General features: G+C 37.3%; 21 protein-coding genes and 1 tRNA gene. 10 read left to right on the forward strand and 12 right to left on the reverse strand.

Annotated features, from left to right (window positions below):
* Nucleotides 1-8 precede the first annotated feature (8 nt).
* Nucleotides 9-2,387: an outer membrane beta-barrel family protein gene (locus KO521_RS19660; RefSeq protein WP_215941626.1), complete on the reverse strand. Its 2,379-nt coding sequence runs from the start codon at nt 2,385-2,387 to the stop codon at nt 9-11.
* A gap of 132 nt (nt 2,388-2,519) precedes the next feature.
* Nucleotides 2,520-4,511: a heavy metal translocating P-type ATPase gene (locus tag KO521_RS19665; protein WP_252730132.1), complete on the reverse strand. Its 1,992-nt coding sequence runs from the start codon at nt 4,509-4,511 to the stop codon at nt 2,520-2,522.
* Between the two features lie 523 nt (nt 4,512-5,034).
* Here KO521_RS19665 and katG point away from each other — a divergent pair.
* The 9 genes from katG to KO521_RS19710 all read left to right on the forward strand — a co-directional run bounded on the left by katG (nt 5,035) and on the right by KO521_RS19710 (nt 14,295).
* Nucleotides 5,035-7,308 (forward strand): catalase/peroxidase HPI, encoded by a 2,274-nt coding sequence (gene katG, locus KO521_RS19670; RefSeq protein WP_215941627.1) that lies wholly within the window; start codon nt 5,035-5,037, stop codon nt 7,306-7,308.
* Between the two features lie 287 nt (nt 7,309-7,595).
* Entirely contained in the window at nt 7,596-8,636 is a 1,041-nt protein-coding gene (locus tag KO521_RS19675) for a YHYH protein (protein WP_252730133.1), read from the forward strand.
* The gene (locus KO521_RS19680; RefSeq protein WP_215941628.1) at nt 8,626-9,255 is read left to right on the forward strand and encodes a hypothetical protein; all 630 of its coding nucleotides are present in this window, start codon (nt 8,626-8,628) and stop codon (nt 9,253-9,255) included. The genes KO521_RS19675 and KO521_RS19680 overlap by 11 nt, the downstream gene beginning before the upstream one ends.
* Nucleotides 9,256-9,299: 44 nt before the next feature.
* Nucleotides 9,300-9,812 (forward strand): GNAT family N-acetyltransferase, encoded by a 513-nt coding sequence (locus tag KO521_RS19685; protein ID WP_215941629.1) that lies wholly within the window; start codon nt 9,300-9,302, stop codon nt 9,810-9,812.
* Nucleotides 9,813-9,946: 134 nt separating this feature from the next.
* Entirely contained in the window at nt 9,947-11,278 is a 1,332-nt protein-coding gene (locus tag KO521_RS19690; RefSeq protein WP_215941630.1) for a cytochrome ubiquinol oxidase subunit I, read from the forward strand.
* Between the two features lie 3 nt (nt 11,279-11,281).
* A complete protein-coding gene (gene cydB / locus KO521_RS19695) occupies nt 11,282-12,355 on the forward strand; it encodes a cytochrome d ubiquinol oxidase subunit II (protein WP_215941631.1) in 1,074 nt (357 codons plus the stop codon).
* A gap of 12 nt (nt 12,356-12,367) precedes the next feature.
* Nucleotides 12,368-12,673 (forward strand): hypothetical protein, encoded by a 306-nt coding sequence (locus KO521_RS19700; RefSeq protein ID WP_215941632.1) that lies wholly within the window; start codon nt 12,368-12,370, stop codon nt 12,671-12,673.
* Between the two features lie 16 nt (nt 12,674-12,689).
* Nucleotides 12,690-13,313 (forward strand): class I SAM-dependent methyltransferase, encoded by a 624-nt coding sequence (locus KO521_RS19705; protein ID WP_215941633.1) that lies wholly within the window; start codon nt 12,690-12,692, stop codon nt 13,311-13,313.
* Between the two features lie 217 nt (nt 13,314-13,530).
* A complete protein-coding gene (locus KO521_RS19710) occupies nt 13,531-14,295 on the forward strand; it encodes an SPOR domain-containing protein (protein WP_215941634.1) in 765 nt (254 codons plus the stop codon).
* Nucleotides 14,296-14,355: 60 nt separating this feature from the next.
* Here the strand turns inward: KO521_RS19710 and KO521_RS19715 are convergent, their stop codons facing one another.
* Nucleotides 14,356-15,045 carry an isoamylase early set domain-containing protein gene (locus KO521_RS19715; protein ID WP_215941635.1) on the reverse strand — a complete coding sequence of 230 codons (690 nt, stop codon included), beginning with the start codon at nt 15,043-15,045 and terminating at the stop codon, nt 14,356-14,358.
* Nucleotides 15,046-15,275: 230 nt separating this feature from the next.
* On the opposite strand from KO521_RS19715, the gene KO521_RS19720 reads away from it, so the two are divergent.
* A complete protein-coding gene (locus KO521_RS19720) occupies nt 15,276-16,238 on the forward strand; it encodes a tRNA dihydrouridine synthase (protein WP_215941636.1) in 963 nt (320 codons plus the stop codon).
* A gap of 76 nt (nt 16,239-16,314) precedes the next feature.
* On the opposite strand, the gene KO521_RS19725 is transcribed toward KO521_RS19720, so the two are convergent.
* From KO521_RS19725 to KO521_RS19765, 9 genes are all read right to left on the reverse strand, one after another.
* Complete coding sequence (locus tag KO521_RS19725; protein ID WP_215941637.1) at nt 16,315-16,638, reverse strand: hypothetical protein; 324 nt, start codon at nt 16,636-16,638, stop codon at nt 16,315-16,317.
* Nucleotides 16,639-17,016: 378 nt separating this feature from the next.
* Nucleotides 17,017-17,090, reverse strand: a tRNA-Arg gene (locus tag KO521_RS19730).
* Between the two features lie 4 nt (nt 17,091-17,094).
* Nucleotides 17,095-17,541: a GatB/YqeY domain-containing protein gene (locus KO521_RS19735; RefSeq protein ID WP_215941638.1), complete on the reverse strand. Its 447-nt coding sequence runs from the start codon at nt 17,539-17,541 to the stop codon at nt 17,095-17,097.
* Nucleotides 17,542-17,639: 98 nt separating this feature from the next.
* A complete protein-coding gene (gene ftsZ / locus KO521_RS19740; RefSeq protein WP_215941639.1) occupies nt 17,640-19,613 on the reverse strand; it encodes a cell division protein FtsZ in 1,974 nt (657 codons plus the stop codon).
* A gap of 35 nt (nt 19,614-19,648) precedes the next feature.
* Nucleotides 19,649-20,989, reverse strand: a complete 1,341-nt coding sequence (gene ftsA / locus KO521_RS19745; protein WP_215941640.1) for a cell division protein FtsA — start codon at nt 20,987-20,989, stop codon at nt 19,649-19,651.
* Between the two features lie 3 nt (nt 20,990-20,992).
* The gene (locus KO521_RS19750) at nt 20,993-21,712 is read right to left on the reverse strand and encodes a cell division protein FtsQ/DivIB (protein WP_215941641.1); all 720 of its coding nucleotides are present in this window, start codon (nt 21,710-21,712) and stop codon (nt 20,993-20,995) included.
* Entirely contained in the window at nt 21,702-23,054 is a 1,353-nt protein-coding gene (murC, locus tag KO521_RS19755) for a UDP-N-acetylmuramate--L-alanine ligase (RefSeq protein WP_215941642.1), read from the reverse strand. The genes KO521_RS19750 and murC overlap by 11 nt, the downstream gene beginning before the upstream one ends.
* A 20-nt stretch (nt 23,055-23,074) precedes the next feature.
* Nucleotides 23,075-24,178, reverse strand: a complete 1,104-nt coding sequence (gene murG, locus KO521_RS19760; RefSeq protein ID WP_215941643.1) for an undecaprenyldiphospho-muramoylpentapeptide beta-N-acetylglucosaminyltransferase — start codon at nt 24,176-24,178, stop codon at nt 23,075-23,077.
* Nucleotides 24,165-25,364, reverse strand: coding sequence for an FtsW/RodA/SpoVE family cell cycle protein (locus KO521_RS19765; RefSeq protein WP_215941644.1), 1,200 nt, complete (start codon nt 25,362-25,364; stop codon nt 24,165-24,167). Before KO521_RS19765 ends, murG begins: the two co-directional genes overlap by 14 nt.
* Between the last annotated feature and the right edge of the window lie 8 nt (nt 25,365-25,372).

A 25,372-nucleotide genomic window follows, 5' to 3' on the forward strand; every position in this document is an offset into this window, starting at 1 on the left:
TTGTGGGGTTATCTTCTTCTACCTGAATATTCCATGGCTTCTCCTTTACCAAAACCATAACTAAAGCCAAAAGTAATAAACCTACCACGTTGTCTCCGACTATAAGTAGAAAAAGTTTCTTGTATAGTTTCCGTTTCGTTTACTCGTGAGGCAAATACATCTCTTACACTAAGATTAACGACCCCTTTGCCTTTTAAAATTTTCTTGCGCGCACCAAGATCCAAAAATAAGTTATCACTGGTATTACCTTGTACGGTTTCATAACTGCTCTGGTAATTTCCTGTAGTTTCAAAATCAATATCTGCCGGTAATTTAATTTTTGCCATAAGCTTGCCTGACCATCTATCGGCATTAAAATCGAACACTTGAGAACCTAGACTTCCATCTCTAACAAATCTGTTATAGTTTATATCTGTAGTTGCAGTAAACCATTTAGCCGGACTATATTTTCCATTAAACTCAACGCCAGTAGCTTTATTCGTTCCAATATTTTCTGGTTTGCTAATATTCACATCTCCCTCTAATGTATTAATGGACTCAATTACTTCTGTAGTATACCGGTGATAAACGCTAAAATTAAGCGATGCTTTTCCCATGATATAAATGCTAGTAACCTCATAAGAATCGGTAAATTCCGGTTGCAATTCCGGGTTGCCCTGGCGAATGTTAAAATTATTTCTAATATTGAAAAACGGATTCAAATCCCATAAATCCGGACGATACACTCTTCGTGAATATCCTGCCTGAATAGACATTTTATCATTAAATTTATAAGAAGTATGGGCGCTTGGAAAAAGGTTAGTATATTTCTGTTCATTCTTCTCATTGGTATTTTTCAACAATGTATTAAGGTTAGTCTGCTCAGCACGCACTCCAGCTTTTACGCCCCATTTACCACTTTCATAAGCGCCTGTTCCGTAAAATGCCAAAACTTTTTGGTCATACTCAAATACGTTGGTCAAATTTGGGTTGGAAACGTAAACCTCATTCTCTAAATCATCAACCTCATAATCATTACTTACATCATTCATTACATATTGGCCTCCAGCTTCCATGGTCCATTCCTCACTAAAAGGTCTTGTATAATCTAACTTAAAGGTATATTCAGCTTCCTGAAACTCGGTCCGTGTACGTTGCATTGCATCTTGATCTTCTCCCGAAATGGTCAAATCCTCAAAATCGGAAGACTGGTCTTTTCCAAAAAAATTACCCAATGCACTAAACAAAAGGTCATGGTCTTCATGATCTTTAAAATCGCTTTTATACTGAAGTTCATATTGATATTTAGGATTTGTTGCTTCCGTAGTTTCGGAACGTTCCCATTCGGAAACCAATTGATTATCCGCATCTCTTGATTCATAAATAGTTTGTGAAGGCTGGTCCTCTATTTCATAGGCGAAGTTCCCTGAAAGGGTCAACACATTATTCTCATTAATGTAATAATCCGTTCCCAAAATGATATTATAGAACTCTTCGTTTCTATACTCCTTGCCTTTCGAAAAAATTGAAGTGCCGCTAGTCAGGTTTCGGTTAATGTTCTCTCTATCATCCGGCAATTCTCTATATCCCGCTCCTAACTGGCTAAAAAGATTGAAGCGCTCTGTACGGCGATTCAAACTCAGACCAAAACTATGATTATCCGGAGACCCCGTATTTAAGCTAATAGAGCCATTAAAACCTTCTCGTTCTTCTTTTTTTATGACGATATTGATGATTCCCGAAGTACCCTCCGCATCATATTTAGCAGAAGGATTCGTAATAACTTCCACTCGTTCAATCATATCTGAAGTAATCGTACCCAACGCATTTCCACCTTCTCCCGTAAGAATGGACGGTTTCCCGTTTATCAATACCTGCACCCCTTGACTGCCACGTAGGCTAATTTGCCCTTCTATGTTTACATTTACAGAAGGCACATTGTTCAATACTTCCAGTGCACTTGCTCCTGTACTACTAATATCTTTGCCCACATTAAATACGCGCTTATCTAATTTAAACTGGGTCCTTGAAACTTCGCCTTCAACAACAACTTCAGAAAGCTGTTGAGCATCTGCTTCCAAAACTATTTTTTTTAAGTTTATCTTCCCGTTTGCGGGCACGAGATTATCAAATCTTTTTTTCTCAAAACCAATAAAACTAATTTCAACGAAGAAGTCCTGAGCATCTGTTTTTAAACTGAAGGTACCATCATCTAAAGTAGTAGTTCCGGTAATTCCTTTTTGCGAAGTTTTATCTCCTACCAATACGGTTGCAAATGCAACTGGCTGCCCACCAGATTCTATAACCGTACCGGTAATCTCTATTTCGCCATTTTGAGCATGAGCTATATTCCCAAGGAATACAACAAAAAGAAGGGTGAAAAAAGTAACTATGTGTCTTAATTGCATGGTAAAGGCTGTTTGGAAGATAAAAATGCATAAAAAAAGCATCCATCAGAACTCAATAACACCAATTTAACAATTTTAACTTAGTTATTTGACCCTGATAATTTCAGCGGTTAGCAAGAATTTTAAAAATCCTCAATCCCATTTCATTCTTTGTAAACGTACCGCATTTAAAATAGCCAACAATGCTACACCTACATCGGCAAAAACCGCTTCCCACATGGTGGCAATACCTGCCGCTCCCAATAAAAGAACAATTGCTTTTACCCCAAAAGCAAGTGCTATATTTTGCCAAACAATGCGTCGAGTAGATTTTGCAATCGCAATGGCCTGTGCCACTTTTGCTGGCTGATCTGTTTGAATAACAATATCTGCTGTTTCTATAGCAACATCACTACCCAAACCTCCCATAGCAATGCCTACATCACTTGCTGCTAGTACCGGAGCATCATTAATTCCATCCCCTACAAAGGCAACTTTAGCATTAGAAAGCGTTTGTAATCGTTCCACTTCTTGCAGCTTACCTTCTGGCAAGAGTCCACCTTTAGCACTATGAATCTTAAGGGCTCTCGCTATTTCTTGGGTAATAGAATCTTTATCTCCAGAGAGCATCACTATATTTGATATTCCTGCCTTTTTAATTTCTTGTATCGCCTTATAAGCATCGTCTTTTAACTCATCTGAAATGGTAACATAACCTATAAATTTCTCTTCAATCCCTACCATGACCGCACTATCCACAATGTTGCCCGTGTTTTTAGGAACTGATATATTATAGGCATTCATCAAAGCACTATTACCAACAAGAACGGTTTTTCCGTTCACGGTACCTTTTAATCCCATACCAGCTACCTCCGCAACTTCTGAAGCCCTATAATTTTTATCTAGAATTGATTTATAATCCAAAATAGCACGGGCTATGGGATGGATGGATTGTGACTCAATAGCCATAAGGTAATTCATTATATCTTTTTCACTGTAGGTTTTATTATCGGTAACTATAATGTCCTTAATTTTGAAAACCCCTTTGGTGACGGTACCGGTTTTATCCATCGCTACCGTATCAATTTTGGTCATAGTATCTAAAAAAGAAGCTCCTTTAAATAGAATACCATTCCGCGAAGCTGCCCCTAGTCCTCCAAAATAACCCAACGGAATAGAGATAACCAGTGCGCAAGGACAAGAAATGACCAAAAATACAAGTGCGCGGTACAACCAATCTCGAAACACATAACTATCTACAATAAAATAAGGCAGCAGGGTTAGCGCAATAGCCAGATAGACCACTATAGGAGTATATATTTTAGCGAATTTTCTAATAAACAACTCTGTTTTGGACTTTCTTGCTCTGGCATTTTGTACCATATCCAAAATACGGGCAATTGAACTATCATTGAATTTTTTGGTAGTTTCTACCTCTATAACACCATCTAGATTTATACTACATTCAAATACTTTTTCTCCTTTGGCAATTGATGCCGGTTTACTTTCTCCTGAAATAGCAGCCGTATTCAAACTAGCCTTATCGGACAACAATTTACCATCCAATGGAATTTTCTCTCCCACACGCACTTGCAATCGCTCCCCCACTGCTACAGTTTCGGGAGCAACGGTTACGTAGTTACCATTTCTAAATACTTGAGCAGATTTTGGTCTTATATCCAATAAAGCTTGTATGTTTCCTTTTGCACGAGTAACCGCCGCCTCTTGAATCAGCTCTCCTACGGCATAAAAAAGCATGACGGTAACCCCTTCAGGATATTCGCCAATTGCAAAAGCTCCAATAGTTGCAATGGACATTAAAAAAAATTCCGTAAAAAAATTCCCTTTTAAAATGTTATTCCAACCCATTTTCAAAACGGGGAATCCCACAGGAATATAAGCTATTATATACCATAAAATTCGAAGCCAATCTCCAAAAACAGTTACCTTGAAAAAATCTAAGGCAATACCAACTACCAACAACACAAAGCTAACGGTTGCACCAATATATTTTTTGAACCCATCTGCCACATTACCGTGACTATGACTCGTATCATGCCCATGGTCATTAGAACAACAACCATCTACGTTATTGCTATGGATCGATGTTTTTTTAGAATTTTCCCTTTTCTTGGTTGTCATCATTACTATAGTTATCAATCTAGAATTTAAAATCCTATTTTTTAAAAATGCATCTGTATAGCAGAAGGTACTTAAAGAAAGGTTTTAACTCTAAAATGAATTTAAAATTACAACCCTCTACGGAACAAATGACCAACGAATGCTTTTTTTACACATCATTAACATAAGAAAAGGGGCTTAACACCAATGTAAATGAAGATTAATATTTAAACTGTGTACAGAACAAGATAAATTTAACGACACTAACAAATTTATACGCACAAAATGCCATTAAACCCTTGGGGCACTCATAATTATAATATGAGTTTATCATAGTATTTCATGGATTAATTTCATCTCCCTGATTTTTTACTTTAATTTTAAGGAGAAGTCCACGCGTTATTATTATAAATTATGGTAATATATATTTCTATAAGATATATTTATAGTTAGATAAACTATGAAAATAAGTTTTGTGGATTTATAATAGTCAACTAGGTTAAATTTGATTGATAAGATTTTTTAAACTCCTTAAACTTATTTAAATATGGAAAATGATAAACATTCTGCCTCATCGGATGATGCCGGCAAATGCCCTCACCAACATGAAGAAAAAGCTTCCCCTATTTCAGAGGAAAACAATGAACATATGCAAAATAATGGTCTTTTGGCCGGCAAATGTCCTGTAATGCATGGTGGAAACACCTCAACCAAGGCAAATGTTATGAGTTGGTGGCCTAATGCTCTTAACCTAGACATTCTACATCAGCATGATACCAAAACAAATCCTTTAGGAGAAGATTTCGATTATCACGAAGAACTTAAGAAGCTTGATATTGATGCCTTAAAAAAAGACATGCATGCCTTAATGACGGACAGTCAAGACTGGTGGCCTGCAGACTGGGGCCATTATGGTGGTTTAATGATACGTTTATCTTGGCACTCAGCGGGATCTTATCGTATATCTGACGGTCGTGGTGGCGGTGGTTCGGGAAACCAACGTTTTGCACCTTTAAATTCTTGGCCGGATAATGTTAGTTTAGATAAGGCTAGAAGATTGCTTTGGCCTATTAAGAAAAAATATGGCAACAAAGTAAGTTGGGCAGATTTAATTGTGTTAGCGGGCACAATTGCTTATGAAGACATGGGGCTTAAAACATACGGGTTTGCTTTTGGGCGCAAGGATATCTGGAGTCCGGAAACAGATACATATTGGGGTGCGGAAAAAGAATGGCTGGCTCCAAGTGACGAACGTTATGAGAATGTAGATAAGCCATCTACTATGGAAAACCCATTGGCTGCGGTACAAATGGGACTAATTTATGTTAACCCTGAAGGCGTAAACGGTAAACAAGACCCATTAAAAACAGCGGCACAAATACGTGAAACTTTTGCTCGTATGGCCATGAACGATGAGGAAACTGTGGCTTTAACCGCGGGGGGACATACAGTTGGAAAAACACATGGAAATGGTGATGCCAGTATTCTAGGACCAGAACCTGAAGCTGCAGGCGTAGAAGAACAAGGGTTAGGGTGGAGCAACCCTACCAAATCAGGTAAAGGTCGTTATACGGTTACCAGTGGTCTTGAAGGCGCATGGACTACCAACCCCACTAAATGGGATGGCGGTTTCTTTGAAATGTTGTTTAATCATGAGTGGGAACCTCGTAAAAGCCCAGCAGGAGCCTGGCAATGGGAACCTGTGAATATTAAAGAAGAAGACAAACCTATAGATGTTGAGGATTTTAGCATACGTCATAATCCAATGATGACCGATGCAGATATGGCTATGAAAGTGGATCCTATCTACAAAGAAATTTCGTTGAAATTCATGAACGATCAAGAGTATTTCTCTGAAACCTTTGCTCGTGCCTGGTTTAAATTAACCCATAGGGATATGGGACCAAAAGCAAATTACTTTGGTACAGATGTACCTCAAGAAGATTTAATTTGGCAAGACCCTATTCCTAAAGGAAAAGCAGATTATGATGTAACAGCCGTAAAAACAAAAATTTACGCATCGGGTTTAACTATTCCTGAAATGGTAAATACAGCTTGGGACAGTGCACGTACCTACCGTGGCTCTGATATGCGTGGCGGTGCTAATGGCGCACGTATTCGCTTAGCTCCGCAAAAAGACTGGGAAGGGAACGAACCAAAACGTTTGGCACATGTACTCTCTGTTTTAGAGCCAATTGCTGCCGATTTTGGTATTAGTATAGCTGATACGATTGTTTTGGCAGGCAATGTTGGTATTGAAAAAGCAATTAAAGCAGCTGGATTAGATATTCCCGTTCCATTTACACCTGGACGCGGAGATGCTACCGACGAAATGACAGATGCGGATTCCTTTGAACCTTTAGAACCATTAGCTGATGGCTACCGGAACTGGAGTAAAAAAGAGTATGTAGTCAGTCCTGAAGAATTAATGCTAGATAGAACTCAACTTATGGGCTTAACAGCTCCCGAAATGACCGCTCTTGTGGGTGGTATGCGAGTTATGGGAACTAACTATGACAATACTAAACATGGAGTATTTACTGATAATATTGGTGCTTTAACCAATGATTTCTTTGTAAACTTAACAGATATGGGCAATACATGGAGGCCTACGGAAAAGGGGCTTTACGAAATCCGTGACCGTAAAACAGGAACTGTAAAATGGACAGCAACCCGTATGGACTTGGTTTTTGGCTCCAACTCCATTTTACGATCATATTCGGAAGTTTATGCACAAGATGATAGCAAAGAAAAATTTGCTAGTGACTTTGTAAAAGCATGGGCCAAAATAATGAACAATGATAGGTTTGATTTGAATTAAAAGCTACAGTACGTAATTATTTATTGAAAGCGGCTTCCACCATAATCGAAGCCGCTTTTTTTTAGTTAACCTCTTCTTTTCGATAGTTATCAGAGCACATAAAACGGTTAAATCTTTACCCTGTAACCTCAATAGAAAAATTACAATAAGCTTTACTATTACAAAAGCACGTATTCGGCGTATTTAAACATTTCAATAGCGTACTTTTATGTTGTTCTGTTTTTTTGGTAGCTTTCACTTCTTACAACTAAGCAGTTTATATTTTTAAAAGGTATAAAACTATTCCTATGACAACTAATCATATCAAACCATTAGCGTTTAGTTTTCTCTTCATGTTAGCATTTGTTGCATGTAAAGAAAATAAATCCAATATAATAACGGATAAGGTTATAATCCCTGTAAAGTCTGAAAATTTTCTTTTCGGAGGGTTGGCTGAGCCTATATCAATTGAAAAAAGAACACTTTCCGATGGCTCAATTGCAAATTGCTATAAAATAACAGTTAACTCAACCCCTACAGATCATGAAATGGGACCTTGGTGCCCTAGTAATATTTCAGATGATGCGTCTGCCGGTGGTATCTGGTTAGATGATGGTAATGTGTATGATGTAGATGGTACTTTTATTAAAAATCTAGCTTCATTTTATGATGATGATACTTGGATGTTGTATAACAGTGAAACTGGAGAAATTACGAAAACCAAAACAAAAGAAGAGTGCCAAGAAGCAGCAAATCCAAATGTAGGTGAAGAATATCAAAATTACTGCGTTGAATGCCTACCCTCTTATATAGCAGCTATAAAACATACGTATTATATTCCGGTAACCCCAAAACAAGCTGTTACTCCATATACCTTTTCTTCTAGACCAGGCGGCGGACCCCCTCCAGGTAGCCGCGACGGACATGAACGTCCAGAAAGACCAGAAGGAGGCCCTGAAGGACATTCGACTATGCCTTCAGATAGAGGATTAGCATTTAATGGCGTGGTATTTAATGCACCAGCCCCTGTAGATAATATTTTAGGTGCATATACTTTAGCTCCTTTTGATGATGCGGGAGGGCATATAAACCTAAATGCCGGTTACCACTACCATGCTGCTACGGGAATGTCAAAAAAAATAGAACAGGATGATGATCACGCTGCTATGATAGGATATGCCTTTGATGGATATGGAATCTTTGAAAATACAGATACCAAAGGAAAAGAATACAAGGATTTGGACAAATCCAGAGGTCATTATGATGAGGTGCGGGGCTATCATTACCACGTAGATAAAGCCGGGAACAATAATTTTATTGATGGCTTACGAGGTGAGTATGCGCTGTAGAACAGGACTAGTAGAAGGTTGCCTCCTTTTTTTATTATTTGTAAGTAGTATGGGTCTTGCCCACAATCCGGATGTATCAAATTGTATCATATCTAAAACCGAAAAAGGGCAAATTATCTTACAGATCAATAGCTCCCTTACAGCTTTTAAACAAGAGGTGGTCTTTAGAAACGGAGAAGGATCTTACAAATCCCCTGAAGAATTTAGGAATCTTGTTTTAAACTATTTCAATTCTAGTTTCTCAATTATAATTAACGACAAGGATACCTTACAGTTTAAGAATCCCAAAGTTTTTTTAGGTCATGAAACTAAATTGGTTGCAGAAATCACCGGCCTACCGAAAGACATACACACCATACACCTTAAAAATGAATTGTTCAAGAATATCTATAAAAACCAATCCATAGTTCTATTTCTACTAGCTAAATTACCAACGGAAAAATATACTTTGAGCAGTGCCAACCATCATCAAATAACCATTCAATTTAATAACGGGAATTGGACAGAATTGGAAAAAGCAGAAAAAAAATCTCTACTAGGATTCATTCCATACCTTATCATTGTTATTTTGGCCAGCTTCTTAATTTACCTTATTAGAAAACGGAAAAAGAATATATAAAAATCCCAAAAAGTTAAAACTGCCAAAACTTGCAACTTCAAGAAATGAAAATTAGAAAAATTACATTGAACGATATTCAAGAACTTAAAAAAATTGGTATATACACTTTTACCGAAACCTTTTCCTCTCAGAACAGTAAAGAAGATATGACCCAGTATTTGGAAAGTCAATTTTCCATCGAAAATTTAAAAACTCAATTAACGGACCCTAACTCTGATTTCTTTTTTGTTGAACATGATGGTAAAACCATTGGGTATTTAAAAATTAATTTGGGTGCTGCGCAAACCGATATTAAAGATGAGAATGCTCTTGAAATTGAGCGTATTTATGTAATTAAAGCATACCAAGGTCAAAAAACAGGTCAAAAATTATTTAATAAAGCTCTTGAAATAGCAGAAAAACTAAATGTAGATTTTGTATGGTTGGGTGTTTGGGAGAAGAATTTTAAAGCAATCCAATTCTACAAAAAAAATGGATTTATCGAATTTAACAGGCATAGTTTTAAATTGGGCAATGATTTACAAACAGATATTATGATGAAACTTAATTTAAGTTAGAAAAACCAACTTCAAAAAAAATTTCAACAGTATCGAATATTAGGTTTATTCTCAAAATTTAATACTAAAAGTGTAATCAATGTTACCCTCAAACTTAGCTTTATAGATTATTTTTGTCCCTATAATTTCATCTTATGGAAGACATGATTTTTTATGATAGACTGCAGTTCGCATTTACTATCACATTCCACTACATATTTCCTCAACTAACCATGGGCCTATCATTAATGATTGTCTATTTTAAATGGAAATACCTAAGAAATAAGATTGAAAAATATAACGATGCCGCAAAGTTCTTCATGAAGATTTTTGCCATCAATTTTACTATGGGAGTGGTAACGGGAATTCCAATGGAATTTCAATTCGGCACCAATTGGGCCAAATTTTCCGAGTTGACCGGTGGTATTATTGGTCAGACCTTGGCCATGGAGGGCATGTTTTCTTTCTTCCTGGAATCATCGTTTTTAGCACTCTTTATTTTTGGGGAAAAACTAATGGGTCAAAAATTACACCTCCTAACCGGATTTCTTGTTTTTTTAGGTTCTTGGGCAAGCGGTTGGTTTATATTGGCTACCAATGCTTGGATGCAGCACCCAGTAGGCTATGAAATATTGGATAATGGCAAATACGTATTAGAAAACTTTTCTGCATTGTTTACCAACCCTTGGTTACTACCTGCTTTTTTACATAATCAATTGGCATCCGTTGTCACCTCTTCTTTTGTGGTAGCAAGTATAGGTGCTTTCTATGTATTGAGAAACAAGCAAACCGAATACGGGCAACTGTTCTTAAAAACAGGTGTTATTTTTGGTCTTATATCCAGTATTCTAGTTGCTTTTCCAACAGGAGATTGGAATGCAAAAAACGTAGCAAAATTTCAACCCGCTTCGTTTGCCGCTATGGAAGGGATTTTTGAAACTGAAAATGCAGGTGCGGAAATTGTCCTTGTAGGACAACCTAATATGATTGAGAAAAAGTTAGACAATAAAATTGCCGTTCCTAATATTTTAAGCTTTTTGACCTATCAGGAATGGGATAGACAAATTCCCGGAATGGATCAATTTAAAAAGGAAGAGCTACCCGATAATATTCCTGCACTGTACTATTCCTATCATATAATGGTTGGTTTGGGTACAATTTTTATGGCATTAATGGCCTTATCGGCATTTTTATTATGGCGCAAAAAACTGTACCAAGCAAGACCACTGCTTTGGGCTATTATGTTTTTAGTTCCCTTTCCTTACATAGCAAATCTCACGGGCTGGTATACGGCAGAATTAGGAAGACAACCGTACTTGGTGTATGGTCTTTTAAGAACCGCGGAAGGTGTTTCCCCTACGGTTTCTTCTGGTAACACCTTGTTTACTTTGCTAGGTTTTGTTGCCTTGTACATGTTGCTAGGGTTACTCTTTTTAGTCCTAGTTGGCAAAACTATAAACGAAGGTCCTAAACCCCAAATACATTAAATTATGGAAACATTTTGGTTCATAGCAATTGCTACCGTATTAGCGATATTTTTTATTCTGGACGGTTATGATTTTGGCGCAGGAATTATTCACTTATTTTTTGCAGAAACGGAAAAAGACAAAGAGGTAATTACAAAATCGGCAGGTTTGTTTTGGGATTCCAATGAAGTCTGGCTTGTAGCCGCGGGAGGTATGTTATTTATGGCATTCCCCACGTTTTACGCATCCGTTTTTAGTGGTTTTTATTTACCATTGATCATTGTATTATGGCTGATTATTTTTAGAGCTATAGGACTAGAACTGAGAGGGCAATTTAAGTTTCAAATGTGGAAAGACATCTGGGACAAATCTTTTGGCGTTTCAAGCTTATTACTCGCCTTGTTTTTTGGGATTGCCCTCGGCAATATTGTCAGAGGCGTAAATTTAGGCGGTGTTGAAAACGGGGTATCTACCTATGAAGGGCATTATTTCTTTCTGCCCTTATGGGACAGTAGTTTTAGTCCGCTAAGCAAAACACCGGGAATCATAGATTGGTTTACCATTATCATTGGTTTGATTGCCGTAGTGACCTTGGCTATTCATGGTGCCAATTGGATTATCCTAAAAACCAATTCGTCCATCAATTCAAAATTGAAAATTATCATTTTCAGGTTGAATATTGCGCTTGCCGTACTCACCGTATTTTCATTAACCGTATGGAATACCGTTAATCCTAATTCATTTGATAATTTTGGCCATAAACCATATTTATTACTATTTCCCATAATTTATTTAACGGGACTTATTGGTCTATTCTTTATTAAAAAACTTAAAAAAGATATTCACGGTTTTGTATTATCAACACTCTTGATACTTGGCGGTATTACATCCTCGCTAGCTTCTTTGTTCCCCGTAATTCTGCCTTCGGTAAATACCACTCACGAACCGTTAACGATATACAATACCTCAGCATCCGAGTATGGTTTGTCCGTGGCTCTTAATTGGGCGTTAATAGGCTTTGTACTATTGGGAGTTTATTTTATTGTTCAAAAAAGATTGATGGCCGGAAAAATAGATAATATGGATTATGGTCACTAAAAAATGATTAAGATGACGGATACGTTAATTTCGCTCATTAGTATTTTAATAGGTATTTTTGGGGCCAATAGCACTGCTTCTATCTTCAAGAAGTATTCCTTTGGCCTTATCGGAAATACTATTGCAGGTGTATTTGGTAGTATCTTATTCATTAAATCGTTTGGAAGGTTAGGTTTCACTCCTCAATCCATAATGAACTTAGGAGATTTCCATCTTAACTTATTCATCATCAATTGTCTTGTCTCATTTGCAGGCGGAAGCCTTGCCGTTATATTGATTTCCAAATTAAAGCGCAAAATGAATCAGAATAATGGTTAATAAAATTAGCGATCAAATGAAAAGCGCACCTGAAAAAAAGTGGAATGACGTATTCAGTAATAGCGAATACGTTTATGGAGAAGCTCCAAACGAATACTTCAAAGAACATATAGAAAATAGTACATCTGGAAAAATTTTATTTGCGGCCGAGGGCGAAGGAAGGAATGCTGTACACGCTGCTAAATTAGGCTGGCAAGTTTCTGCTTTCGATATAAGTGAGAAGGGAAAAGACAAGGCCCTGCATCTAGCAAAAGTAAATAAGGTAGTAATTGATTATAAAGTAGGGGACTTACCTGATCTAAATTACCCTGAAGCCTCTTTTGATATTATAGTTTTAATTTACGCTCACTTTTCACCAGAACTTAAGTCTAGGTATCATAAAAAATTAAACACCTTATTAAAAAAAGGCGGTATAATTATTTTTGAAGCTTTTAGTAAAAAGCACATAGAATACCAAGAAGCGAACCCTAAAGTTGGAGGCCCGCAACACATCGATTTTTTATTTTCGATTAAAGAAATTAAATCCGATTTTAGCAATTATGAAATTATTGAATTAGCAGAGGAAGAAATTATATTACGCGAGGGTATGAAACACAATGGCAAGAGTTCTGTAATACGTTTTATTGGCCGCAAAAAATAAGTTTACATCATAACTTTACCACTATTCTTCTATATGGTTCATTTTGTATACTCCTTTATAAAAAACATGGATGGACTCTATTCCAGTAAAATGTATTGCCCTATTGCTTTTCATCTGATTTAAACGTACAACGTCTCATAATCAACTGGAAGGTAATTATATATCATATATTTGCATTTCTACACAACCTAACCAGTTTAAACTATAAACCTTAACCATGAATCCTGAAAAAGACGTTTTTGAAAACTCAGAAGAAAAATGGAATTTTATAATTGCGTTAATCGTAATTGCCGTTTTCTCGGTATTCATATATCAATACTTCTTTAAATCTGATGAAATCCCGGTAGTTGAAACATCAACTGATACGGATGAATCCCAAACGGAATCCAAGCCCTACTCCAAAACGAAAGATCATGTAAGCGAATATGTCTATGTGGGTTCTAAAACCTATGAACTGAAGAAAATAAAAACTGAAGATTCTTATTTAAAAGAGATAGACAGTGCAGTGATTATTTCTGACATCACAAAAAATAAGTCTATCGTTATCGATACCATTTCAGGAACTAAATCTTCGGATAAGAAAGTTGAAGAATCGATAGATAATCAACAAAAAAATTCTGAAATTGTAACTCCTCCAAAAGAGGAATTGGTTGTACCCAAAGCCAGCACAGTGGCCGAAACTCCCGTAGAAAAAGATATAAAAAAAGAAACGGAAACATTACAAACCAAGACCAAACCCCAAACCAGCAATACAACTTACAACTGTGTTATAGTAGTAGGTGTCTTTAGAGAGCAAAATAACAGGAAAACAATCATTAAAAAACTAAAATCTTTGGGCTACAACCACTCAGAAGGTAGTTTACGAGAAGGCATGAGTTATGTTGGTGTACCAACTGCCTGTAATGATGAGCAAGAAAAACAAAAGCTTTTAAAAGAATTGAACATCGCTTTTGGTATAGATTCATGGATTAAGAAGCTTTAGTTCAAAACGAAAAAAGCCGTAAGTATACTTACGGCTTTCATATTTTATTCAATAAGAAACTTATTTGCCCCCATTTAGTTTATCCTGTAATTTTTTTAACTCATCCCACTTGTCTGCACTCGCCAATTTAGCCTGTTTAGGCCATGAGCCAGGTTTGTGCATGGTGTAACGCGGTCCAGCTTCTTTTAAAATGCCTTCTAAAACTTTCACCGTCGTTTTCCCTAACTTTTCAAAAGTTCCAATACCTTTATCCGTTAGAATAGAGGCAATTTTAGGACCGATGCCCTCAATCTTTTTTAAATCGTCTTTCTTCGCTTTTGAAGCAGGTTTCTTAGCTACTGTTTTTTTAGCTACAGGTTTTTTAGCTACTTTCTTTACTGGCTTCTTTGCTACCTTTTTGACAGTTTTCTTAACCGGCTTTTTAGGCACAGGCATTGAAGTTAAATCGACTACGCTATTGTCTATCCCCTCGTAAGGTGATGGCACATAAGCATCTGCCGCATGATCATTGAACCAACCTTTATCCGTACTTAAATAACGAAACTCGTAACGTTTTCCAATCTCAAGTTTTATAGTCTTGGAATAAGAACCGTTCTTTTTTTCCATTTGATAAGCACTGTCGTTAGTTTGCCAATTATTAAAATCACCCAACAACAGAACATCAGATGGACTTGGAGCTTCGTTTGCTCCAACCGTAAATGTTACCAAAGCATGTGAACTTTTACCTTTTGTCTGTTTTGCTAATGCCATATCTATTGATATTTGTTTGTTATATAAATGTAACGCAGAAATTACTCATTACCATAAGTTTAAGCCAACAAATTTTTTATTTAAAATCATTACAGTTAAATATAGGCTTCCGGCTATGTAACCAAAACCCAACCATTCATTGAGCTACTTAACAACGAAATAGCAACACGAACATTGTTGTCAAAAAGATTTATATCAAAAAGCTATCTTTACCGATTTAAAAGCTGTTAATGTCATATACCTTACTATCCTCCCCTTTACAAGGCTTTACAGATGCTATTTTCCGTAACGCGCAACAGAAATATTTTGGAGGAATAGACACTTACTACGCACCATACATTCGGTTTAATAGGAAGATGATCATTAAAGGATCATACCAGCGGGATTTAAACCCCGTGGTGAATACAAGTTTGGAACTGATACCACAGGTAATGACTGCGGACGTTGAACATTTTCTGTTTGTAATTAAATACATTCAGTCGTTAGGATATAAAGAACTGAATTGGAATTTAGGCTGCCCCTACCCTATGGTCACCAATAGCGGAATGGGTTCTGGACTTATATGCAATACCGAAAAAATAGACCATATCTTAGAACGCGCCCATAGCGAAACCGATGTTACCATTTCTATAAAAATGCGTCTTGGCTATGAAAACAGCCAAGAAATATTAGATGCTTTTCCCATACTAGAAAAGTATCCGCTTAAGAATGTAGCCATACATGCCCGTCTTGGAAAACAACTATATAAAGGAGGTGTAGACCTAGAGGCCTTTCAGAAGTGCGTAGATGTTGCAAAACATACTTTATATTATAACGGTGATATAACTACCGTTGCTCAGTTTAACGCCATGCGTGAACGTTTTCCTTCTATTGAACATTTTATGATCGGCCGTGGTCTAATAGCCGATCCGTTTCTTCCCAGTATGATCAGACTAAACACCACTGAATACCCCAAAAAACGATGGGATATTTTCAGAGAATTTCATGATACTATTTATCAACAATATGACGCTATACTTTCTGGGCCCACACCTATTAAAATGAAGATGCTAGGCTTTTGGGAGTTTTTCTCCCAGTCTACACATAATCCCCAGAAAGTCTATAAAGCCATTAAGAAAGCAGGCAACCCATATAAGTATAAACAGGCGGTAGGAGAAATTATAGCTACTCAAAAGCGTATTCTTTCTCCATAAGCTATTTTTATAAAGGTTGATTACTCCAGTTTCTTTTTTTTAATGTTACTGAATATTTAGAAATAACCCGCTAAAATCAAGCACCTAAACACGCTCCAAAATTCGGACAAATATGAGGTAGGAGAATCCAGACATGAATAAAAAATAGAATAATAAAAAGCAACCCTATTAATAAAGCATGACTAATATAAACCTCATCTCCTGCTGGCTTGATTATTGGCCACAACAGACCAAATACTCCTGATACAAATAGAAAGAAAGGAATACCCGATGAAAAAATTAGAAATTGAGCACTAAACTCATCTTTTAAAGCACCGTAAAAAATAAGCCCTATACCTATAGATAGAATCAATAAGATCCAGTAAACTTTTTTAGCTGTACCATTTTTAACTGTAGCCATGATTTCCAATTTTTCGATTATTACCATCTAAAATTACTCTGAATCAAGACAATACTAAATGACCTACATCAGGACAAGAAATAATTAATCGAAAAAAAGAAAATGGTATTTTATTTAGACTTAAAACCTTTGGAATAATTTACAGTCTATGCTTAATCCAAAACTTTTAATTTTATGTGAATACACATGTAAGGAGGTACTTCTATATAGCCCATATAAGCTTTAAAAAAGCCAAACGAATATGACCAATACAAAGAAATGCAATCACATCTTAAGCCTTTACAGCGGCTATTTAGTCTACAATTTTTCAGTAAATGATATTTAAATAAAAAGAAAAAGCTCCTTAAGTTTACACTTAAAGAGCTTTAAATAAAATTGTGACCCCGGCAGGATTCAAACCTGCAACCCTCAGAGCCGAAATCTGATGCGCTATTCAGTTGCGCCACGAGGCCAATTTTATGCTAATTTTTGTTTTACAATGGCAGAAATGGTTTTACCGTCTGCTTGTCCGGCCAATTCTTTGGATACCATACCCATAACCTTGCCCATATCTTTCATTCCCGATGCTCCAGTAGCATCTATAGTCTGTACGACTACTTTCTCTATTTCTTCCTCAGTAAGCTGTTCTGGCAAGAACTTTTCCAATACTGCTATCTGTGCCAATTCTGGCTCGGCAAGATCTTCTCTTCCTTGATCTTTAAATATTGTAGCACTATCTTTACGTTGCTTTACAAGCTTCTGAACCAGTTGAATTTCATCATCTTCGGTCAACTCTCCGCCCTTTCCGCTAGTCTGTGCCATTAGCAAGGCAGATTTAATGGCGCGAAGCGATTCCAAAGCAACAGTATCCTTTGCTTTCATTGCCGCTTTCATCTGTTCCATTACCTTTTGCTGTAAGCCCATGCCTTTTTATTTAGGACTGCGAAGATAAAAAATAAACCCGAAAAAAAATTAATTTTCTCGGGTTTAAACTTGAGTTAGTTAAGTTTATTATAAAATCTTTAATCTACATTATCGTGTAGAAAAGAATTGTTGGAACGCAACCTAATTTCATCGTTGCTATCCTCACCTAGCGTAGTTCTTGAAACCTTACTTTCTTCTCTTCTAGCATCGCTTAAATCTATTCCCTGACGCTTATATGCAGGCTCTTTTTCAATTTCGTCAATACTACTTACACTGTTCTGAAACTTATAGTTGAAATCTTTTAGCTTTCTTCTTCTCTCGTCCGCTCTTTCCTTTAACAGCTCGTCTATAGGACTGTTCATTGGATCAATCTCTGCAGGAGCCTCGGTTTGTGGAGCTTCAACACGCTTCACTTCCATTTTAGGTTCTTCCCTGGCAATTGGCTGTGGTTTTGGTTGTGGTTTTGGCGCTGGAGTTGGTTTTGGAGCAGGCTTAGCATTTGTTAGCTCATCCTCAACTTCCATATAATCATCAAGACTGTAGCGCTTCTCACCCTCTTCATTGTATTCCATTACAGGAATAACCTCAACAGGACTGGTAACATCAATATCCTTAACATCATCATCAAGGCTAAACGTAATTACATTGTCTTGAGCTTCATCTTCTACTACCTCTTCTTTTTTAGCAAAAGGCATATCAAAACTCATGGTAATCTGTTCTTCTTTTAACTTATCGTAAGAAACGGTCATTGGATCAATAACCTCTATATCGTTAATAGAATCTTGTGCATTTACGATTACGAAATCGTCTTCGGAAGTATTTACTTCCGCTACTTCTTCTAAAACCTCTTCATAAAAAACGTTGAAGTTTTTGATATAGCTTGTTGTTTCTATTAAATCCATTCCCGGCTCTTCCTTTACATCTTCTTCAAGAGTATGTTTAATTACCGTAGGTTCTTCCTTTACTTTTTCGATTGGTAATTGATGGACTACGTTTTTTCTAGCCATTAAATCATGCTGAGCACGTTGCTCATCTTCCAACGTATGGATGATTTTTTTTGTTTCTGTATTTACTATTTCATCTTGTTGATCAACATCAAAACCTGTAGCAATAATAGTAACAGCAATAGCTTCCCCTAAATCCTCATCTTCACCAACACCCATAATGATATTAGCACCATGACCAGCTTCTACTTGGATGTAATCATTAATTTCACCTATCTCATCAATTGTAATCTCTTGTGAACCCGAAACGATTAGCAACAATACATTTTTAGCACCACTAATTTTATTATCGTTCAATAAAGGAGAATCCAAAGCCTTTGTAATAGCTTCGTGTGCTCTTGCCGAACCTGTAGCTTGAGCAGAACCCATTATAGCAGTACCACTATTGGAAAGTACTGTTTTAGCATCTCTAAGGTCAATATTCTGAGTATAGTGATGTGTAATTACTTCCGCAATACCTCTAGCTGCGGTAGATAAAACTTCATCCGCTTTAGAGAAACCAGCTTTAAAGCCTAGGTTACCATATACTTCTCGAAGCTTGTTGTTATTTATAACAATTAATGAATCTACATTGGCACGTAATTTTTCAATACCTATACGTGCTTGTTCGCAACGCATTTTACCTTCAAACTCAAAAGGCATGGTAACGATGCCCACGGTAAGCACGTCCAATTCTTTTGCTTGTTTTGCGATAACAGGAGCAGCACCCGTACCGGTACCCCCACCCATACCAGCGGTAATGAATATCATTTTGGTAGTAGTGGCCAACATTTGTTTGATCTCCTCCATACTTTCCAAAGCGGCCTGTTCACCTACCTCAGGGTTGGCACCAGCTCCCAATCCTTCTGTTAATGAAACCCCTAATTGTATTTTGGTAGGTACTGAACTATTGTTCAATGCTTGTGAATCTGTATTGCATATTACAAAATCCACTCCGTTGATACCGGACTGAAACATGTGGTTAATTGCGTTACTACCACCGCCTCCTACGCCGATTACTTTAATTACATTGCTTTGATTCTTTGGAAGATCGAATGATATTCCATCAAATTCCGTGTTGTTGCTCATAGTGTATTAATTACTGGTTAATGTGTGTGTTGTTTTTACTCGGCATTATCCAAAAAGTCTTTTAACTTCTCGGACCATTTATCAAATACCGATTTTCGTTCTTTTTGAACTTTTGCCGCAGCTTGTTGTTGATGCTCTTCTTCTTCATGACCTGCCATAACAAGTTCCCCCTCGTCTACAAGCTCTTCTTTTTCCTCTACAGGTTTGCCCTTCGTCTCGTTAGCTACCGCGTTCATCAAAAGACCAACTGCCGTAGCATATAATGGACTGGCGATTTCGGCATCTGAATCGCCCGCCAAGTGTTCATTAGGGTAACCGATACGTGTATCCATACCCGTAATGTATTCTACCAACTGCTTTAAATGCTTTAACTGGCTACCGCCACCTGTAAGCACTATTCCTGCAATCAGTTTCTTTTTTTGTTCATCATGACCGTAATTTTTGATTTCCGTATAAACCTGCTCTACGATTTCAACAACACGTGCATGAATAATTTTGGATAGGTTTTTAAGGGTAATCTCTTTTGGCTCTCTACCACGCAAACCTGGTATTGAAACTATTTCATTATCCTTATTCTCTCCCGGCCAAGCTGAACCAAACCTTACCTTTAAAAGTTCTGCTTGTTTTTCTATAATTGAACAGCCTTCTTTGATGTCCTCGGTAATAACACCGCCACCAAAAGGAATTACCGCAGTATGACGAATAATACCATCTTTAAAAATGGCCAAATCCGTTGTGCCACCTCCTATGTCGATTAAGGCAACACCGGCCTCTTTTTCTTCTTTGCTCAAAACAGCGTCTGAAGAAGCCAATGGTTCCAATGTTATGTTACCTAAATCCAGGCCGGCGCTTTTAATACACCTACCTACATTTTTAATTGAAGAAACCTGCCCTACAACCACATGAAAATTAGCTTCTAGACGACCACCGTACATGCCGATAGGCTCTTTAATCTCTGCCTGTCCGTCTACTTTGTACTCCTGTGGAAGCACATGAATGATTTCTTCACCGGGAAGCATAACCAACTTGTATACTTGATTACAGAGCTTATCCAAATCATCATCATTAATAACTTCTTCCGAATCTGCTCTGGTAATATAATCGCTATGGTGCAGACTTCTTATATGCTGCCCGGCAATACCAACAACAACAGAGCCAATTTTTAAACCTGAATTAACTTCAGCTTCTTCTACTGCTTGTTGAATGGATTGTATGGTTTGCGTAATGTTATTCACAACACCACGGTGCACCCCTAAACTCTTAGATTTACCGATGCCTAAAACCTCAATCTTGCCATACTCGTTTTTCTTACCGATTATAGCTACAATTTTAGTTGTTCCAATGTCTAATCCTACCGAATAATTACCTACTTCCATAACTTATATTTTGGTGCACACTACTTGATTGTCAAACTCTAAACTAACAACATCATAGTTCTGCAGAGTTTTGTCTTTATTTGCTTTGGCGTAAAATGCCTTGAAATTGCTAAACTTTTCTTTTAACCGTTCTACATCTCCCAAATTGACAACAAACTCTTCGGTTCGGAAACGAAGTTGGTATTTCTCCTCGTTTACGATCTGTAACCCAATGATGTTTTTCTTAAGAAACTCGTCCGTATTGATATAATTCAAAATTTTATAGACATCCGCTAAGCCTTCATCAGTTACTCTGCCCGTAATTATTGGCACACGTGCGGAGTAACTGTTTGACAACGGCATTTGCTTTCCGTCCTCATCAAGATAAAATTTTGAATCCCCTTCTATACGTCCGATTGGTGTACGTTGAACGATCTTCGACGCTAAATCACCGCTTACTGTAAGATAAACTTGGGCACTTTTCACCATTTTATTGGCCTCAATGGCCTTCTCCATGGTATTCAAAGCTAATTTTTCTTTGGGCATGTTTTCAAGGCTACCGAATTTTTGTATTAACAATTTATTAACCGAGCCTTCGGTGATGAATAAATTTTGATTTTCAATGAATTCTATAGCGATACCTTTTACGTTTCTCTGAGCACTTCTTTGATTTGAAAATGCGTAAAGTCCCGTTATTACAACGATTAAGGCTACTAGCTTTATGTAGTTATAATTAATATGCATCTTGTAATTCTTTTGTAATCTTACTTACTTCCAAACCTATATCTCCTGCACCCATGGTAACAAGTACTTGAGGATTTTGTTTTTTTATCTCGTTTATTAATTTGGATTTGTGAATTGTTCTTACATTGGTATTATCGATTTTCTCCAACAACCATTCCGAAGTTATACCTTTAATTGGTTTTTCCCGTGCGGGGTAAATATCCAGCAACAGAATACTATCAAACTTTGACAGACTTTTCGCAAATTCATCCGCAAAATCTCTTGTTCTAGAAAATAGATGTGGCTGAAAAATTGCCAATGTTTTTTTATTTGGATGCATTTCCGATACCGCATCGTAAACTGCATTTATTTCTGTAGGATGATGTGCATAATCATCAATAAAAACAAAATCTTCCGTCTTTATTTTATATGAAAATCGTCTCTGCACGCCTTTAAAGGTGGCCAACGCATTTGCTAATTTCTCTGCTGGCACACCCGTATGCAACGCCATAGCAAAAGCAACTAGACCATTCAATAAATTATGCCTTCCTGGCTTATTGAATTTTACATCTACCAGCGTAGCATCCGGCGTAACCAAATCAAAAATATAACTCCCATTTTCAATTTTAAGATTTGTAACACAGTAATCCGCATCATCTTCAATACCGTAAGTAATTCCTTCTAAGGGTAAACCCTTTCTAACAAAAAGTGCTCCACCTGGCGACACTTTATCAGCAAACTCTATAAATGATTTCTCCAACTCTTTAGAGTTACCATAAATATCAAGATGGTCTGCATCCATAGAAGTAATACAGGCCACATCAGGAAACAACCTCAAGAAAGACCTATCGAACTCATCGGCTTCCACAACGGAATAGTCTGTTCCCTCAAAAACAAAATTACTATTGAAATCTTCAGATATACCCCCTAAAAATCCAGTAAATCCCACCCCTGTTTGCTTTAGCAAATGCGCCAAAATACTGGTGGTGGTAGTTTTACCATGGGTACCTGCTACCGCCAAGCAAAAACTGTCTTTTGTAATCCATCCCAATACCTCTGAACGTTTCTTAATCGTAAATCCGTTCTCTAAAAAATATTGATACTCCGTATGCTCCACAGGCACTGCTGGGGTATAGACTACAAGTGTATTTTCTCTGTTTTTATAACTGGAAGAAATGAGAGCAGTATCATCTTCGTAATGAATATCTATACTTAAACCAGAAAGTTCTTTTGTAAGAGGTGTGCGAGTTTTATCGTAACCCGCCACATTCTTTTCCACGAACTTGAAATAACGGGCCAGAGCGGACATACCAATGCCTCCAATGCCAATAAAATATACGTTATGTATGCGTTTCAAGTCCATTTATACTCAATCTCATGCCTTTATTTACCAGTGGCATTCCCAATTAATTTTTCTATTTCGTCTACAATATCTTTTGTAGCGTTCGGCAAAGCCAATTTCTTGATATTATCAGCCAAGCTCTTCTGTTTGTTATGATCTGAAAAAAGTTCTGAAAACGTATTTTCAAACTTTTCCTCGAGCTCACTTTCTTTCAATAATATAGCAGCATTCTCATTTGCCAAGGCACGCGCATTTTTTGTCTGATGGTCCTCGGCCACATTTGGCGAAGGCACAAAAATTACAGGTTTACCAACAATACATAACTCAGAAACCGAACCTGCACCTGCACGAGATATAATTATATCCGAAGCTGCATAGGCGTAATCCATGCGGTTCATAAAATCAAGTACTTTTACTGTATCCGAAGTGTATTTTTTATACTCATCTATATACAGTTTTCCACATTGCCATATTAACTGAACTCCCAAATTTTCAAAAAATTCAAGGTTACTCGCTATCAGCTGATTTATTCTTCTTGCCCCAAGACTGCCACCTAAAACCAAAAGCGTAGGCACTCCTGTTTTCAATCCGAAAAAATCTAAAGCTTCATTTTTATCAGCGGACATTTCCACTAAATCACCACGAACAGGATTACCCGTTTTTACGATTTTATCCTTTGGAAAAAACCGTTCCATTTCATCATAAGCAACACAAATTTTTGCCACTCTATCCTTCAGTAATTTGTTTGTAATACCAGCATATGAATTCTGTTCTTGCAGTACGCAAGGCACCCCTTTACCCGAAGCAACCCGTAACATAGGCCCACTAGCAAAGCCCCCTGTGCCTATTACGGCATCAGGCTTGAACTTTCGTACTATTTTACCAGCTTTCATTAAACTACTTATTACCTTAAAAGGAAACATTAGATTTTTAAGGGTCAGTTTCCGCTGTAAACCACTAATCCACAACCCCTGAATCTCATAACCCGCCTGCGGCACTTTTTCCATCTCCATTCTATCTTGGGCACCAACAAACAAAAAATGAGCATCAGGATGCCTTCTTTTCAATTCGTTCGCAATAGCCACAGCTGGGTAAATATGCCCACCTGTTCCACCACCGGATAATATGAATTTATAGTTGCCCACTCAGTACTTCTAAAGGGTTTGTCTCGTCTATATCCGCGGATGATTTTTCCGCACTTGTATTTTTATTACTCACACTTAGAATGATACCGATAGCCAAACAGGTCATCCAACTACTCGTACCACCACTACTTATTAATGGTAAGGTTTGACCCGTTACCGGAAAAAGCTCTACCGCAACCGCCATGTTTATCAACGCCTGAAAAACTATGGGAAGCCCAACACCAAGTGCGACCAATTTTCCAAAAATAGTTCCGCTACCATTGGCAACGACCACAATTCTAAATAGTAGAAACATATAAAAGAACATCAAGGCAAAACCACCTACCAGTCCATATTCCTCTACAATTATGGCATAAATAAAATCTGACGAACTTTGTGGCAAGAAATTCTTCTGCACGCTTTTACCCGCACCTTTACCCACTATACCTCCAGTAGCGATAGCAATCTTGGCACGTTCAATTTGATAATCAGCTTCCGTATCTTCCGAATCCGCAAAATTTTCAACCCTACTGATCCATGTATCTACGCGATTAGGAAACAAACCGGGAATTGCCTTAGCCGTTAATATAAAAAATGCAAGACTTAATATACTAGCCCCAATAATCCCCATTAAATATTTAATAGGATAACCTCCTAAAAAACATAGCAAAAGCACCATTGAAAAAATGATGGCCGCTGTTGAGAAATTGGCTGGCAGAATAAGGGCCACTGTTAGAAAAACAGGTATCCACAAGGGCAAAATACTCTCTTTAAAAGTAATATCCTTATGACGCACTTTACTCAAGTAACGCGCCACATATATCATTAAAACAACAGCTGCAAGGTTAGAGGTCTGAAATGAAATACCTACCAACGGAACACTGATCCACCGGCTGGCATTCGCACCATCTATCGTTGTGCCTTGTGCTAGCGTAAACACTAATAAAACTAATACCAAGGGCATTGCTATGAGCGACAATCCTTTAAAGAAATGTGCCGGAATACGGTGTATTCCGTATATAATACCAAAACCTAAAGACAGCAATAACGCATGTTTTACCAAATACCCAAAAGTGGTACCGTTACCCACCACATATACCAAGTTGCTACTGGCGCTGTAAACAGGTAAAAACGAAAATAAGCCCAACAGGGCCGCAATGGCCCAAATAGCTTTATCTCCTTTTATATTTTGAAAAAATGCATTCACTTATAACC

The organism is Zobellia uliginosa, assembly GCF_018860745.1.
GTDB classification, from domain to species: domain Bacteria; phylum Bacteroidota; class Bacteroidia; order Flavobacteriales; family Flavobacteriaceae; genus Zobellia; species Zobellia uliginosa_B.